Annotated in this window: 11 protein-coding genes; 6 read left to right on the forward strand and 5 right to left on the reverse strand. The window is 67.2% G+C overall.

What is annotated here, in order from left to right; genetic code table 11:
- The first annotated feature begins 28 nt into the window (after positions 1–28).
- From ABIC47_RS18655 to ABIC47_RS18665, 3 genes are all read left to right on the forward strand, one after another.
- Entirely contained in the window at positions 29–1,816 is a 1,788-nt protein-coding gene (locus ABIC47_RS18655) for an ABC transporter family substrate-binding protein (protein ID WP_354482949.1), read from the forward strand.
- A 192-nt stretch (positions 1,817–2,008) separates the two neighbouring features.
- A complete protein-coding gene (locus ABIC47_RS18660; RefSeq protein WP_354482952.1) occupies positions 2,009–3,541 on the forward strand; it encodes an ABC transporter permease in 1,533 nt (510 codons plus the stop codon).
- Complete coding sequence (locus ABIC47_RS18665) at positions 3,541–4,551, forward strand: ABC transporter permease (RefSeq protein ID WP_502910270.1); 1,011 nt, start codon at positions 3,541–3,543, stop codon at positions 4,549–4,551. The genes ABIC47_RS18660 and ABIC47_RS18665 overlap by 1 nt, the downstream gene beginning before the upstream one ends.
- Positions 4,552–4,583: 32 nt before the next feature.
- Here ABIC47_RS18665 and ABIC47_RS18670 read toward each other — a convergent pair whose 3' ends face one another.
- A complete protein-coding gene (locus ABIC47_RS18670; RefSeq protein ID WP_354482954.1) occupies positions 4,584–5,210 on the reverse strand; it encodes a PH domain-containing protein in 627 nt (208 codons plus the stop codon).
- Positions 5,211–5,260: 50 nt separating this feature from the next.
- Here ABIC47_RS18670 and ABIC47_RS18675 point away from each other — a divergent pair, with 50 nt between their 5' ends.
- Positions 5,261–7,123 carry an ABC transporter ATP-binding protein gene (locus ABIC47_RS18675; protein WP_354482957.1) on the forward strand — a complete coding sequence of 621 codons (1,863 nt, stop codon included), beginning with the start codon at positions 5,261–5,263 and terminating at the stop codon, positions 7,121–7,123.
- A 56-nt stretch (positions 7,124–7,179) separates the two neighbouring features.
- Here the strand turns inward: ABIC47_RS18675 and ABIC47_RS18680 are convergent, their stop codons facing one another.
- A complete protein-coding gene (locus ABIC47_RS18680) occupies positions 7,180–7,524 on the reverse strand; it encodes a hypothetical protein (RefSeq protein WP_354482960.1) in 345 nt (114 codons plus the stop codon).
- Positions 7,525–7,792: 268 nt separating this feature from the next.
- Entirely contained in the window at positions 7,793–8,128 is a 336-nt protein-coding gene (locus ABIC47_RS18685) for a hypothetical protein (RefSeq protein WP_354482962.1), read from the reverse strand.
- A gap of 216 nt (positions 8,129–8,344) precedes the next feature.
- Between ABIC47_RS18685 and typA the strand changes: the two genes are divergently transcribed.
- A complete protein-coding gene (gene typA / locus ABIC47_RS18690) occupies positions 8,345–10,270 on the forward strand; it encodes a translational GTPase TypA (protein WP_018191490.1) in 1,926 nt (641 codons plus the stop codon).
- 130 nt (positions 10,271–10,400) lie between these two features.
- The gene (locus ABIC47_RS18695; protein WP_354482964.1) at positions 10,401–10,865 is read left to right on the forward strand and encodes a hypothetical protein; all 465 of its coding nucleotides are present in this window, start codon (positions 10,401–10,403) and stop codon (positions 10,863–10,865) included.
- A gap of 22 nt (positions 10,866–10,887) precedes the next feature.
- Here the strand turns inward: ABIC47_RS18695 and efeB are convergent, their stop codons facing one another.
- A complete protein-coding gene (gene efeB / locus ABIC47_RS18700; RefSeq protein WP_354482967.1) occupies positions 10,888–12,204 on the reverse strand; it encodes an iron uptake transporter deferrochelatase/peroxidase subunit in 1,317 nt (438 codons plus the stop codon).
- A 5-nt stretch (positions 12,205–12,209) separates the two neighbouring features.
- Positions 12,210–13,433 carry a peptidase M75 family protein gene (gene efeO, locus ABIC47_RS18705; RefSeq protein WP_502685491.1) on the reverse strand — a complete coding sequence of 408 codons (1,224 nt, stop codon included), beginning with the start codon at positions 13,431–13,433 and terminating at the stop codon, positions 12,210–12,212.
- Positions 13,434–13,452 lie beyond the last annotated feature (19 nt).

A 13,452-nucleotide genomic window follows, 5' to 3' on the forward strand; every position in this document is an offset into this window, starting at 1 on the left:
CCGACGCACACTTCGCACAGGAGGAACATTGCACATCAACGGAAGAAAGGGCAGGTTCGCGGTCAGCGCGGTCGCCGTCGCAGGCGTCGCAGCACTCGCGCTGTCGGCCTGCACCACGTCCGGGAGCACCAGCACCTCGTCCGCTGCCAAGGGCGGCACCGTGACGGTGGCGGTCGTGAACGACTTCACCTCGTTCAACTCGCAGACGCCGCAGGGCAACCTGGACACCAACGGCCAGGTCGGATACCTCAACGGCTCGTACGGGACCGGTTTCCAGTACATCGACAACAACTACAAGATCGTCCACGACGACAAGTTCGGCACGTTCGAGAAGACCTCGGACGACCCGCTGACCGTCAAGTACACCCTGAACAAGGACGACAAGTGGTCTGACGGCGAGCCCGTCACCGCCGATGACATGATCCTCGCGTGGGCCATCGCTTCCGGCCACTACGACTCGGCGAAGTTCGACGACGACGGCAAGGTCACGAGCGGCACGCAGTACTTCCAGATCGCGGGCTCGACCGCCGGTGTGGACGCGACCGACTTCCCGACGGTCAGCAACGACAACCGCACGATCACTCTCAAGTACGCCACCCCGTACGTCGACTGGGAGCTCGTCAACCCGATCGCGCAGCCCGCGCACATCGTCGCCAAGAAGGCGGGCCTCTCCTCGGCCGCCGACCTGACGAAGCTGCTCAAGGGCCTGCCGAAGGGCGACCCGGCGAACCCGGCTCCGGCCGACCCGACGCTGAAGAAGGCGGCGGACTTCGTCAACACCGGCTACGACGTGACCGCGTTCCCGACCGACAAGGACCTGCTGGTCTCCTCCGGCCCGTTCGTCGTCTCGTCGTGGACCCCCGGCCAGTCGCTCACGATGACGCCGAACAAGTACTACGCCGGCGGTCTGAAGCCGAACGTGGACAAGATCGTGTTCCGCATCATCCCAGACGCGAACGCGCAGGTCACCGCTCTCCAGAACGGTGAGGTCGACATCATCAACCCGCAGGCGTCCGCCGACACGATCACCGCGCTCAAGCAGACCAGCGCGAAGATCCTCACCGGTGCGCAGGCGTCGTACGACCACCTCGACCTGAACTTCGGCTCGCCCGTGTTCAAGGACGAGAAGGTCCGCGAGGCGTTCCTCAAGACGATCCCGCGTCAGCAGATCCTCGACTCGATCGTCACCCCGGTCGACTCGAAGGCGAAGGTCCTGAACTCGCAGATCTTCCTGCCGAACCAGGAGCAGTACGAGGGCAGCGTCAAGCAGAACGGCTCTGACAAGTACGACAAGGTCGACATCGACGGCGCCAAGCAGCTGCTCGCCGGTGCCACCCCGACCGTGCGCATTCTCTACAACACCAACAACCCGAACCGTGTCGACGAGTTCCAGGCGATCTCGGCCTCGGCCGCCAAGGCCGGCATCAAGGTCGTCGACGCCGGCTCGCCCCAGTGGAGCACGCTGCTCCCGGGTGGCGACTACGACGCCTCGCTCTTCGGCTGGATCAGCCCGGGTGCAGGCACCACGCAGCTGCCGCAGGTGTTCGCTTCGCAGGGTGGCGGCAACTACAACCGCTACACCGGCACCAACGACCTGGCCCTCAAGTCGCAGACCACCCTGGACAAGGATGAGCTGACGAAGATCGAGTACCAGATCGACAAGCAGACCTTCACCGACGGCTACGGTCTGCCGCTGTTCCAGCTCCCGGGTGTCTTCGCGACCACCGCGCGGGTTGACGGCGTCAAGTACAACGGCGGGCAGTCCGGTCCGTTCTGGAACTTCTGGGAGTGGTCGGTCAAGTCCTCCAAGAAGTAACAGCTCCGCAAGTGAGAGTGCCCGGGTGAACCCCGGGCACTCTCCTGCGGCGGGGCGTCGGTTCCGGCCGGCGCCCCGTATCATGTAGTCGGTGGATGTGATCCGTCCACCCCGTGAGATACGCGCCTGGCGGCAAACCCCCCTCCGCCGCACCCCCGATCGGCGCGTCCTGTCAGTGAAGGTTTTCAACCTATGGCGAGTTTCATCCTGAGACGCCTTCTGGTCTCAGTACTCATCATCATCGCCGCTTCGTTCCTGATGTACATGCTGGTGGCCTACAGCGCCGACCCGCTGCAGGACCTTCGAAGCAGCAATTCCCCCAACAAGACGCAGCTCATCAACGCGCGCATCCAGCTCCTGCAGCTCGACGTCGCGCCGCCGCTGCGCTGGCTGCTCTGGCTGGGCGGTGCGGCCAAGTGCCTCATCCCGTTCGCCAATGCCTGCGACCTGGGGTCCACCGTCTCCAACGCCAAGGTGACCGACATCCTCCCGCAGGCCCTCGGGTCGACGGTGCAGCTGGTCACCCTCGCTCTCATCCTCGCGATCCTCCTCGGTGTCACCATCGGCATCGTCACCGCCCTGCGGCAGTACAGCGGACTCGACAACGTCGTCACGTTCCTCAGCTTCTTCCTGTACTCGCTTCCTGCGTTCCTCGTGGCGGTTCTGCTCAAGGAGTTCATCGCGATCGGCTTCAACAACTTCCTCGCGCACCCGACCATCCCCTGGTGGGTTGCCGTGCTGATCGGGGTGGTGGCCGGACTCATCTGGCAGTCGCTCATCGGGGGTGACCGGAGGCGGCGCCTGCTGACCTTCGTCATCTCCGGTGTCGCGACGGCGGGCGTCCTGCTGCTCATGTCGGCGACGAACTGGTTCCTCGTGCCGGGCCTCGGACCGGTGGTCATGATCCTGCTGATCGTCGCGACCGTGATCGGCGCGACGGCCCTCATCTCGGGGCTGCAGAACCGGCGTGCGCTCATCTCGGCGGCCATCGCCGGAGCGGTCAGCCTGGTCTGCTACTTCGCGCTCCAGCCGCTCTTCGACGTGTCGACGATCGGCACGATCGTGATCCTGGCGATCGTGGCCATCATTGTGAGCCTTGCCATCGGCTGGTTCGTCGGCGGCTACGACCGCGGGCAGAACATGCGGATCTCCGTGATCGTCACGATCGTCTCGGGCTTCCTGATCATCGTCGACCGCTTCATGCAGGCGTGGCCGCAGTACTTCCAGGACACCAACGGCCGTCCCATCGCGACCGTCGGGTCCTCGACCCCGGGCCTCGAGGGCGATATGTGGGTCACCGGCCTCGACACGTTCACGCACCTGGTGCTGCCGACGATCGCCCTGCTGCTCATCTCGTTCGCGTCCTACACCCGCTACTCGCGGGCCGGGATGCTCGAGGTGCTGAACCAGGACTTCATCCGTACCGCGCGGGCGAAAGGACTGCCCGAGCGCACTGTGATTGTGCGGCACGCTTTCCGTAACATGCTCATCCCAATCACGACGCTCGTCGCGTTCGACGTGGGAGCTCTTCTCGGAGGGGCGATCATCACGGAACGCGTTTTCGCAATCCCCGGAATGGGGTTCCTCTTCGCGAGTGGACTCGATCGAGGCGATCTGAATCCGGTCATGGGCTACTTCCTCGTGATCGCGATCATGGCAATCCTGTTCAACTTCCTCGCGGACCTCTCCTACGCCGCGCTCGACCCGAGAGTGAGGGTCCGATAGTGACCGACAACACCCGGATCGCCGACGAACTCGAAGCTCCGACTACGCCCCCGGTTAGCCAGGGGAAACTGGTCTGGAAGCGATTCCTGTCCAACAAGGTCGCTGTCGTCAGCGCCATCCTGTTCATCCTCATCCTGCTGTTCTCCATCTCAGCGATCGGGCTGGGGCCGATCCCCGGCTGGTGGAAGTACGACTACAAAGAGTTGAACGTCCAGGTTCAGCAGGGGGCACCCACGTGGGACCACCCGTTCGGCCAGGACCGCATCGGCAAGGATTACTTCGCCCTGACGATGCGCGGCGTCCAGAACTCCATCCTCGTGATGGTCGTCCTTGGACTCATCGCGAGTGTCGTGGGTGTCGTGGTCGGTGCGGTCGCGGGCTACTTCCGCGGCGTTATCGACGCGATCCTGATGCGCATCACCGACGTGTTCATCGTCATCCCGGCGCTGGTGATCGGCTCGGTCGTCGGGCATATTTTCGGCGGCCTCGGCGCGTTCTTCCTGGCGTTGATGCTCGGGTTCTTCTCGTGGATGGGCATCGCCCGTCTGGTCCGCGGTGAGTTCCTCTCCCTGCGTGAGCGGGAGTTCGTGGAGGCGGCCCGCGTGGCGGGTGCCTCGGACGCGCGCATCATCTTCAAGCACATCCTGCCGAACGCCATCGGCGTCGTCATCGTGGCCTCGACGCTGATCATGGCCTCGGCCATCCTGCTCGAGACCGCGTTGTCCTACCTCGGCTACGGCATCCGTCCGCCGGACGTCTCGCTCGGCCTCCTGATCAGCTCGAACCAGTCCGCGTTCCAGACACGGCCGTGGCTGTTCTGGTGGCCCGGTGCGTTCATCGTGACGCTCGCGCTGCTCGTCAACTTCGTCGGCGATGGCCTGCGCGACGCGTTCGACCCGCGCCACCGCCGGTTCAACCTCCGCAAGATGCGGGAGCAGGAGCCGGAGGAGGGCGAAGGCGACGGCCGGAGCCCGAAGACCGGAGCGGCCCTCGCGGAGGACGTGCTGTGACGCCCGCCCGCGTCGCGCTGCTCTCGGCCGGTTCAGGCCAGGAGCAGCGCGGCGACGGTGCCCGCGAGCAGGAGCACCAGCACCGCGAGTTCGACCAGGTGCCAGCGCACCGTGACCGGCGTCTCGTCGGCACGACCCGCGTCGATGGCTCCCGCGTCCTGCAGCATGCCCCAGCGGCGGCGCACGACCTCGGCCGCCGCGCCGGACTCGGTGCTCAGCAGGTCGCCGGGGCGGCGCACGCTGTCCTCGACGCGCGGGCGGCCGATGCGGCCCTTCGTCTCGTTGCGGGTGGCGCGGAGCGTGCTGCCGGTGCCGGGCGCCGGAGCGGCCCACACCGGGATCTTGCGGCCCGGGGTGTACAGCGTGAGCGCGTACTTGGTGTCGACCGCGATCAGCGCCTCCCACGGGATGCGGACGGTGCGCGTGACATTGACGACCGTGATGCCCTCGTTGGCGACCGTGAGCTGCGGGCGCCAGAGCATCGCCCACGCGACGAACGCGAACAGCGCGCCCGGCACGATGTAGAGCAGTCGGGCGTCGTGGACGCTGAACAGCAGGCCGATGGTCAGGGCGGCAGCGGCCGCCCAGATCAGAACGGCAAGGACCCGGTTGAACCGGGACACGAAAACCTCGCGTTCGGCGGGGGAGACGTAGGGCATGTGTCCATGCTCTCATCCCGCCGGAACGCCCCCGAAAGGAACCACGAATCATGACCGAGACCAACCCGGTCCGGGCGACGGCGCAGGCCGGCGGCCCCGTCCTCGAGGTGAACGACCTCTCCGTCGACTTCGGTGTGGACGGCGTCTGGGTGCCCGCCGCGAAGACCCTGAACTACCAGATCAAGGCGGGCGAAGTGCTCGCGATCGTGGGTGAGTCCGGTTCGGGCAAGAGTGCGAGCTCGATGGCGATCCTCGACCTCCTGCCGAAGAACTCGCGCGTCCGCGGCTCCATCAAGCTGGACGGCCGCGAGCTGACCGGCCTCAGCCAGCCGCAGATGCGGCGCGTGCGCGGTCGTCAGGTCGCCGTGATCTTCCAGGAGCCGATGACGGCGCTGAACCCCGTGTACACGGTCGGCTTCCAGATCGTCGAGACCCTGCGCATCCACTTCGGGATGTCGCCGCACGAGGCTAAGGAGCGTGCGCTCGAGCTGCTCGCCATGGTCGAGCTGCCCGACCCGAAGAAGGCGTTCAATTCGTACCCGCACCAGCTCTCCGGCGGCCAGCGCCAGCGCGCGATGATCGCCCAGTCGATCTCGTGCGACCCGAAGCTGCTGATCGCCGACGAGCCGACCACCGCGCTCGACGTGACGGTCCAGGCCGAGATCCTGGAGCTGCTGCGCAGTCTTCGCGACCGTCTCGACAGCGCGATCCTGCTGATCACCCACGACATGGGCGTGGTGGCCGACCTGGCCGACAACATCGTCGTGATGCGCAAGGGCGACATCGTCGAGTCGGGGACGGTGGCGGAGGTCTTCGCCGAGCCGAAGCACCCGTACACGATCGCCCTGCTCGACGCCGTTCCGCACCTCGGCCAGCGCGAGGACGAGGAGATCGACACGACGGCCGCCCTCGCCGCCGGCACGGAGAACCCGGACGCGTCGTTCACCGAGCGCATCCGCGCCAACGAGCGGGCGGCGCAGGCCGAGCACGAGAAGGCCGAGATGGACAAGCGCGAGGTCGTCGTCGACTTCCGCAACGTCGCGATCGAGTATCCGAAGCACGGCCGCGTGCCCGCGTTCCGCGCGGCGAGCGACATCGACCTGAAGATCCACGAGGGCGAGGTCGTCGGCCTCGTGGGCGAGTCGGGCTCCGGCAAGACGACCCTGGGCCGCGCCGCGATCGGCCTGCTTCCCATCCACTCGGGTCAGCTCGTCGTCGCCGGGCAGGACATCAGCAGCCCGAGCCGGGACGAGATCCGCAAGCTGCACCGTAACGTCGGCATCGTGTTCCAGGACCCGTCGTCGTCGCTGAACCCGCGCCTCCAGATCTCCGACTCAATCGCCGAGCCGCTGCGCCTCGCGAAGAACCTCAAGGGCGCGGAGCTCTCGAAGGAGGTCGACCGCCTGCTCGACAGCGTCGAGCTTCCGCGCGCCTACCGCAGCCGGTTCCCGCACGAGCTGTCGGGAGGCCAGAAGCAGCGCGTCGGCATCGCCCGCGCCCTGTCGCTGAAGCCGCAGGTGCTCATCGCCGACGAGCCGACGAGCGCGCTGGACGTGTCGGTGCAGGCGCGCGTGCTGCAGCTGATGCAGACCCTCCAGAAGGAGATGAACTTCGCCTGTCTGTTCATCACTCACGACCTCGCCGTCATCGACGTGCTCGCCGACCGCATCGCGGTGATGCACCACGGCCGCCTGGTCGAGGTGGGCACGCGCGACGAGATCCTCCGCTACCCGAAGGAGGCGTACACGCAGCGACTGCTCGCCGCCGTGCCGCTTCCGGACCCGGAGCAGCAGCGCGCCCGTCGCGCCCTGCGCCTGGAGCTGCTCGCCGCCGGTTCCGACGACATGGAGCCGACGCCGACGGCCGTTCCGGAGCCGCAGCAGCCGGAGCCGCCGGTCGCTCAGGGACTGTAGATCTTCAGGACGTGAGAGCGAGGGCAGCCCTAGCGGGCTGCCCTCGCTCTATTTCGTCAGAACTGCCCGACGCACGACACGTAGTAGCTGGAAACGTTCCCCGATGATGTTCCGAACTGCCAGGTGAGCGTCGTGAGCCCACTGTTGTACGCGTAAGAACCGCTCGAGTACACCTCTCTCACCAGTGTCTCGTTCGCCAAGCCGGTGTTGTTCGAGTAGGTGAACAGACGGACGTCCCCCGTGCTCGTCCAGTTGACCTGTACCGACTTGCCAGCCCCGCATGAATTGGTCCTCGCCCCGGAGTACCACATCGCGCTCGCTGGCGCAGCAGCGACAGCACTGCCCGCCACCAGTGCGGCGGTGACGGCCGCGGTAGAAATAGCCCGTGTTAGCTTCTTCATCGGATTCCCCTCTGTCCTGGCACCTCGATCTTGCGATGCCACTACCTGTATTTCATGGCGGACGGAGGAGATCAATCCTATGCAGAACGCGTCGTCTACCCTATGATCCGGCGATCCGAGCGGCTCGCCGGCCGGGGAAAAAGAGGCGAGCACACTCGCAACACGATGGGCATCCTCTCGTCGGACTATGAGAGTCGACTGAGGGTGCGCGCGCAGGTAAGCCGGTCGGAGGGGATCGCCAAGACTCCGCGACCCCCTCCTTTGCGTGTCAGAACTGGCCGACGCAGGTCACGCTGTAGCTGGTGACGTTTCCCGGCGCTGTGCCGAACTGCCAAGTCAAGGTCGAGAGGCCGCTGTTGTATGCATACGAGCCGTTGGCGAACACTTCACGCACGAGCTTCTCGGTAGCGAGGCCGGTGTTGTTCGAGTACTTGAAAAGCCGGACATTGCCGGTGCTTTTCCAGTTGACCTGCACTGATTTGCCCGCGCCACACGAGTTCGTGCGGGAACCAGAGTTCCACATGGCGCTCGCCGGTGCTGCGGTGAGGACGGACCCCGTCAGTACGGAGGCGGCCACGGCGGTTGCGATCAGCGCCTTCTTCATCTTTGCCAATTTCATTCCCATCTGTATGGCGGACAACGTCCGCATTACATATATCTCAGTTGAATCTGCGGAATGTCAATATTTGCAATGCATGCATTGAACTGTCCGTGCAGGGCTGAAGGGCTCGCTGACAGCGGACACAGGAGAAGGGGAGCGGATCCACGATAGAATGGACCGTTCCCCTTCTTCCTTCTGACGAGAGTCGAGTCTGTACGCATGTCCGAGAACGCCGTCGCCCGCCGCGATGATCTGCGAAATGTCGCGATCGTCGCCCACGTCGACCACGGCAAGACCACGCTGGTCGACGCCATGCTCAAGCAGACGAACTCCTTCGACGCGCACGCGCACGTCGAGGAGCGCGCGATGGACTCGAACGAGCTCGAGCGCGAAAAGGGCATCACCATCCTCGCCAAGAACACGGCGATCTCGTACAAGGGCAAGCACGCCCCGAACGGCCCGATCACCATCAACGTGATCGACACCCCGGGCCACGCCGACTTCGGCGGCGAGGTCGAGCGCGGCCTCTCCATGGTCGACGGCGTCGTCCTGCTGGTGGATGCGTCCGAGGGCCCGCTGCCCCAGACCCGCTTCGTGCTGCGCAAGGCGCTCGAGGCGAAGCTGCCCGTCATCCTCGCGGTCAACAAGACCGACCGCGGTGACGCCCGCATCGATGAGGTCGTCGGCGAGAGCCAGGACCTCCTGCTCGGCCTCGCGAGCGACCTCTCGGACGACGTCCCGGACCTCGACCTGGATGCGATCCTCGACGTTCCCGTCGTCTACGCGTCCGGTCGCGCCGGCGCTGCGAGCCGCAACAAGCCGGCGAACGGCGAGCTGCCCGACAACGACGACCTCGAGCCCCTGTTCGAGGCGATCCTGGAGCACATCCCGGCGCCGAGCTACGACCCCGAGGCCCCGCTGCAGGCGCACGTGACCAACCTCGACGCATCGCCGTTCCTCGGCCGTCTCGCGCTGCTCCGCATCTTCAACGGCACCCTGAAGAAGGGCCAGACCGTCGCCTGGGTCCGTCACGACGGCGACGTGCACAACGTCCGCGTGACCGAGCTGCTGATCACGAAGGCGCTCGACCGCTACCCGGCCGAGTCCGCCGGCCCCGGCGACATCGTCGCCGTCGCCGGTTTCGCCGACATCATGATCGGCGACACCCTCGCCGACCCGGACGACGTGCGTCCGCTTCCCGCGATCCACGTCGACGAGCCCGCGATCTCGATGACCATCGGCACGAACACCTCGCCGCTCGTCGGCAAGGTGAAGGGTCACAAGCTGACCGCGCGCATGGTGAAGGACCGCCTCGACCGCGAGCTGGTCGGTAACGTCTCGCTCCGCGTCCTCGACATCGGCCGTCCCGACGCGTGGGAGGTGCAGGGCCGCGGCGAGCTGGCGCTGGCCATCCTCGTCGAGCAGATGCGCCGCGAGGGCTACGAGCTCACCGTCGGCAAGCCGCAGGTGGTCACCAAGAAGATCGACGGCAAGACGTACGAGCCGTTCGAGCACCTGACCATCGACGCCCCCGAGGAGTACCTGGGTGCGATCACGCAGCTGCTCGCCGCCCGCAAGGGCCGCATGGAGAACATGGCGAACCACGGCACCGGCTGGGTCCGCATGGAGTTCATCGTCCCGTCGCGCGGTCTGATCGGCTTCCGCACCGAGTTCCTCACCACCACCCGCGGCACGGGCATCGCCAACGCGATCTCGCACGGCTACGACGAGTGGGCCGGTCACATCGTGACCCGCAGCAACGGCTCGATCGTGGCCGACCGCGCCGGCGTCGTGACGCCGTTCGCCATCATCGCGCTCCAGGAGCGCATGACGTTCTTCGTGAACCCCACGGAGGAGGTCTACGAGGGCATGGTCATCGGCGAGAACTCGCGCGCGGACGACATGGACGTGAACATCACCAAGGAGAAGAAGCTCACCAACATGCGCTCCTCCACGGCCGACACGTTCGAGTCGATGACGCCGAGCCGTCAGCTGACCCTCGAGGAGTCGCTGGAGTTCGCCCGCGACGACGAATGCGTCGAGGTGACGCCGGAGGCCGTGCGCATCCGCAAGGTCGAGCTGGATGCGACCGCCCGCGGTCGCGCCGCCGCCCGCCTCAAGCGCCAGGACGCCGCAGCCGTCTGACCTGCCCCCGCTCGCCGAGGGGTCGCAACACGCCGTTCTGGCTCAGCCAGAACGGCGTTTTGCGTCCTCTGGATGGCCGCTGACGGCACTGCCTAGCCAGGGCTGGTCGGTCATCCGGGAGAATGGCTGCATGAAACGCCGCCTCGTCGCCCTGCCCCTCGCTGCCGTCCTGCTCCTGGGCGCCGCCCCCGCGCTGACCGCGTGCAGCTTCCAGGGCGTCGTGAAGGATGTCTCGGGCGGCAACGTCGACCTGGGCGGCAAATCCGTCCCGGCGGACTTCCCGAAGGAGGTCCCGCTCGCCGACGGCGACGTCGTGTTCGGCGCCGGCCTCGGTTCCGGCGCCGACAAGGTGTGGAACGTGACCGTCAAGGTCGAGAACGGCGACGCCTACACCGCCATCGAGAAGCAGCTCACCGATGCAGGGTTCACCGGCCAGTTCGGCACCCGCGGCCCGAACGGCGGCGGTACCGGCACGTTCAGCAACGGCACGTACGGCGTGCTCGTCGTGGTGACGGACGCGGGCAGCAAGGGCTGGGTCGCCAACTACTCGGTGTCGAAGGGCGGCACGCCGAGCCCGACGCCGTCGGCCGGCTGAGCGAAGAGGTCAGGCGAAGAGGTCAGGCGAAGAGCCCGGCTCCCACATACGAGCCCTCTTCCGCACCGGGCGGTACCGCGAACACGCCGGAGCCGACGTGGCGGACGTACTCGTTCATCAGGTCGTTCTGCGCCAGGCGCTGCTGGATCGGGATGAACTGCTTCCGTGGATCCCGCTGGAACGCGATGAAGAACAGCCCGGCGTTGAGGCGGCCCAGCTCGTCGTTGCCGTCGACGAAGTTGTAGCCGCGACGGAGCAGCTGCGCGCCACTGTTCATCGTGGGATGCGCGAGTCGCACGTGCGAGTCGGGGTCGATCTTCGTGCCACCGTCCTTCGCTACCGCCAGGAAGTTGGGGTCGCTGAACTCGGTGCCGCCGGAGAGCGGCGCCCCCTCGCCCTTGTCGCGGCCGATGATGCGCTCCTGCTCGCCGAGCTGCTGGCGGTCCCAGGTCTCGATGACCATGCGGATCTTGCGGGCGACGAGATAGGAGCCCCCGGCCATCCACCCGGCGCCGTCGCTCCCGGAGGCCCACACCTGGTCTTCGACCACGGTCTGGTCCTCGGACTTGATGTTGGCTGTGCCGTCCTTGAAGCCGAACAGGTTGCGTGGGGTCACCTGGGCTCGGGAGGTCGACGACGTGCGGCCGAAGCCGAGCTGCGACCAGCGGATCGCCGCGCGCCCGAAGGCGATGCGGGAGAGGTTGCGGATGGCGTGCACGGCCACCTGCGGGTCGTCGCTGCACGCCTGTACGCACAGGTCGCCGCCGGTGATCGACTCCTGCAGCGCGTCGCCCGGGAACCGGGGCAGGTCCACAAGGGCCTCCGGGCGGCGGGACGCGATCCCGAACCGGTCTTCGCCGCTCGCCGTGCGGAACAGCGTCGGACCGAAGCCGAAGGTGAGCGTCAGGCCGCCGGGCGGCAGGTCGAGCGCCTCGCCGGTGTCGTCCGGCGGGGCATCCATCGGTCCGGACGCTGGGCCGTACTTGCCGGCGGGACGCCCCTGCGTCATCCGCGCGGCGGCGGCCGTCCAGTCGTGCAGCAGCTCGATCAGGCCGTCCCGGTCGAGGCCGGGGGAGGTGTCGAAGGCGGCGAAGTGAAGGCGGTCCTGCGCAGGCGTGGTGATACCGGCCTGGTGGGGGCCGTAGAACGGGTACGTCGTGGCGGATGCGGCGGTCGCGCCGACCACGACACGGTCGGCCGCGACACCCGCGCCGATGCCGACGAGCCCGGCGCCGACCGTCGCGCCCGCGAGGCCGAGCATCCCTCGACGGGACAGGCCGGAGCGCCCGGTGACCTGGTCGGCCTCCGGGCGCTCGGCGTCGTGGTGGTTCTCGGTCACGCGCCCTACTTGACGATGATCGAGGTCAGGTGGCTGAGCGGTTCGCTGAGCGCGTTGACCTGGTCGGAGAGCTCCTTGACCTGCTCGGTGCTGAGCTCCGTGTAGCTGACGAAGCCGTCGCCTGAGCGGTACTGGGCCAGCGTCTTCTCGATGGTCGTGAACTCGCCGTCGAGCTTCGCGACGACGTCCTTGCCGTTGCTGCCCTTCTGCTCGGCGATGTCGCGGACGACGCCGTAGGCCACCTGGGCGCCCTCGAGGTTGGCCTGGAAGTCCTGCAGGTCCGTGTGCGAGAAGGCCTCCTCCTCGCCCGTGATCTTCGACCCGGCTACCTCCTCCATCAGGCCGATGGCGCCGTTGGAGATCTGGTCGATGGTGAGCGTGAAGTCCTTCGCGTGGACGAGGTCGTACAGGCGCTGGGTGTCGGTCACGAGCTTGTCGGCGAGCTGCGTGCGCGTTGCGGCGTCGGACGGCGTGTATCCGGCGGGAGCCCACAGGTCCTTCTCGATGCGGTGCCAGCCGGTCCACTCCTGGCCCTCGGCCAGGTCGGCCTCGCGCAGGTCGAGGGCGGGGTCGAGGTCGCCGAACTGCTCGGCGGTCGGCTCGATGCGCTCGTAGAAGGAGCGGGCCGCAGCGTACTGCGCGCGGGCGGCCGTGTCGTCGCCGCCGGCGTAGGCGGTGGCGAAGGTCTTCGTCGCGGTCAGCAGCGCCCCGGACTGGTCCTTCACGTAGCCGGTGTAGTTGGCGACGGCCTGGGCGACCTGCTTGCTCTCGCTCTGCGAGACCGTCTTGCCGGTGCCCGGGGTGACGGTGAATTTGGCGACGTGCGCCGGCTCGCCCACCATCCCCTTGCGGCAGGCCGAGAAGTAGTCGCCCTCAGGGAGCTGGACCACGTAGTTGACGGTCGTGCCCGGGCCGATGTTCTCCTTCTCACCGACGATGCGCAGCTTGTCGGTGGCAAGCAGCTCGAACTCGTTGACGTCGGTGCCCGTGTTGGTCACCTGGAAGGTGATAGGTCCGGCCTTCGCGGTGTTGGTGGACACCGTGCACTTGTCGTCGCTCAGGGTGACCGCGATGGCCTCGTCCGAGGCGGTGGCCTGGTTCGGGACGCAGCCGGTGAGCGCGGCGGCCAGGGCGGCGGTCCCCGCGAGGGATCCGGCGACGGCCGTGAGGCGGCGTCGGGTCGAGCGGGAGGCGAGCGTGCGGGTGGTCACCGGGCGCTGTCGAGGCATGGGTGTGCTGTTCTTTCTC

Source organism: Leifsonia sp. 563 (assembly GCF_040545055.1).
Lineage (GTDB): Bacteria > Actinomycetota > Actinomycetes > Actinomycetales > Microbacteriaceae > Leifsonia.

What these genes read in the sequence shown, in the direction of transcription:
- ABIC47_RS18660 (WP_354482952.1), top strand. Translation starts at nt 2,009, where the DNA reads ATGGCGAGTTTCATCCTGAGACGCCTTCTGGTCTCAGTACTCATCATC.
- ABIC47_RS18670 (WP_354482954.1), bottom strand. Translation starts at nt 5,210, where the DNA reads ATGCCCTACGTCTCCCCCGCCGAACGCGAGGTTTTCGTGTCCCGGTTC.
- ABIC47_RS18675 (WP_354482957.1), top strand. Translation starts at nt 5,261, where the DNA reads ATGACCGAGACCAACCCGGTCCGGGCGACGGCGCAGGCCGGCGGCCCC.
- ABIC47_RS18680 (WP_354482960.1), bottom strand. Translation starts at nt 7,524, where the DNA reads ATGAAGAAGCTAACACGGGCTATTTCTACCGCGGCCGTCACCGCCGCA.
- ABIC47_RS18685 (WP_354482962.1), bottom strand. Translation starts at nt 8,128, where the DNA reads ATGAAGAAGGCGCTGATCGCAACCGCCGTGGCCGCCTCCGTACTGACG.
- typA (WP_018191490.1), top strand. Translation starts at nt 8,345, where the DNA reads ATGTCCGAGAACGCCGTCGCCCGCCGCGATGATCTGCGAAATGTCGCG.
- ABIC47_RS18695 (WP_354482964.1), top strand. Translation starts at nt 10,401, where the DNA reads ATGAAACGCCGCCTCGTCGCCCTGCCCCTCGCTGCCGTCCTGCTCCTG.
- efeO (WP_502685491.1), bottom strand. Translation starts at nt 13,433, where the DNA reads ATGCCTCGACAGCGCCCGGTGACCACCCGCACGCTCGCCTCCCGCTCG.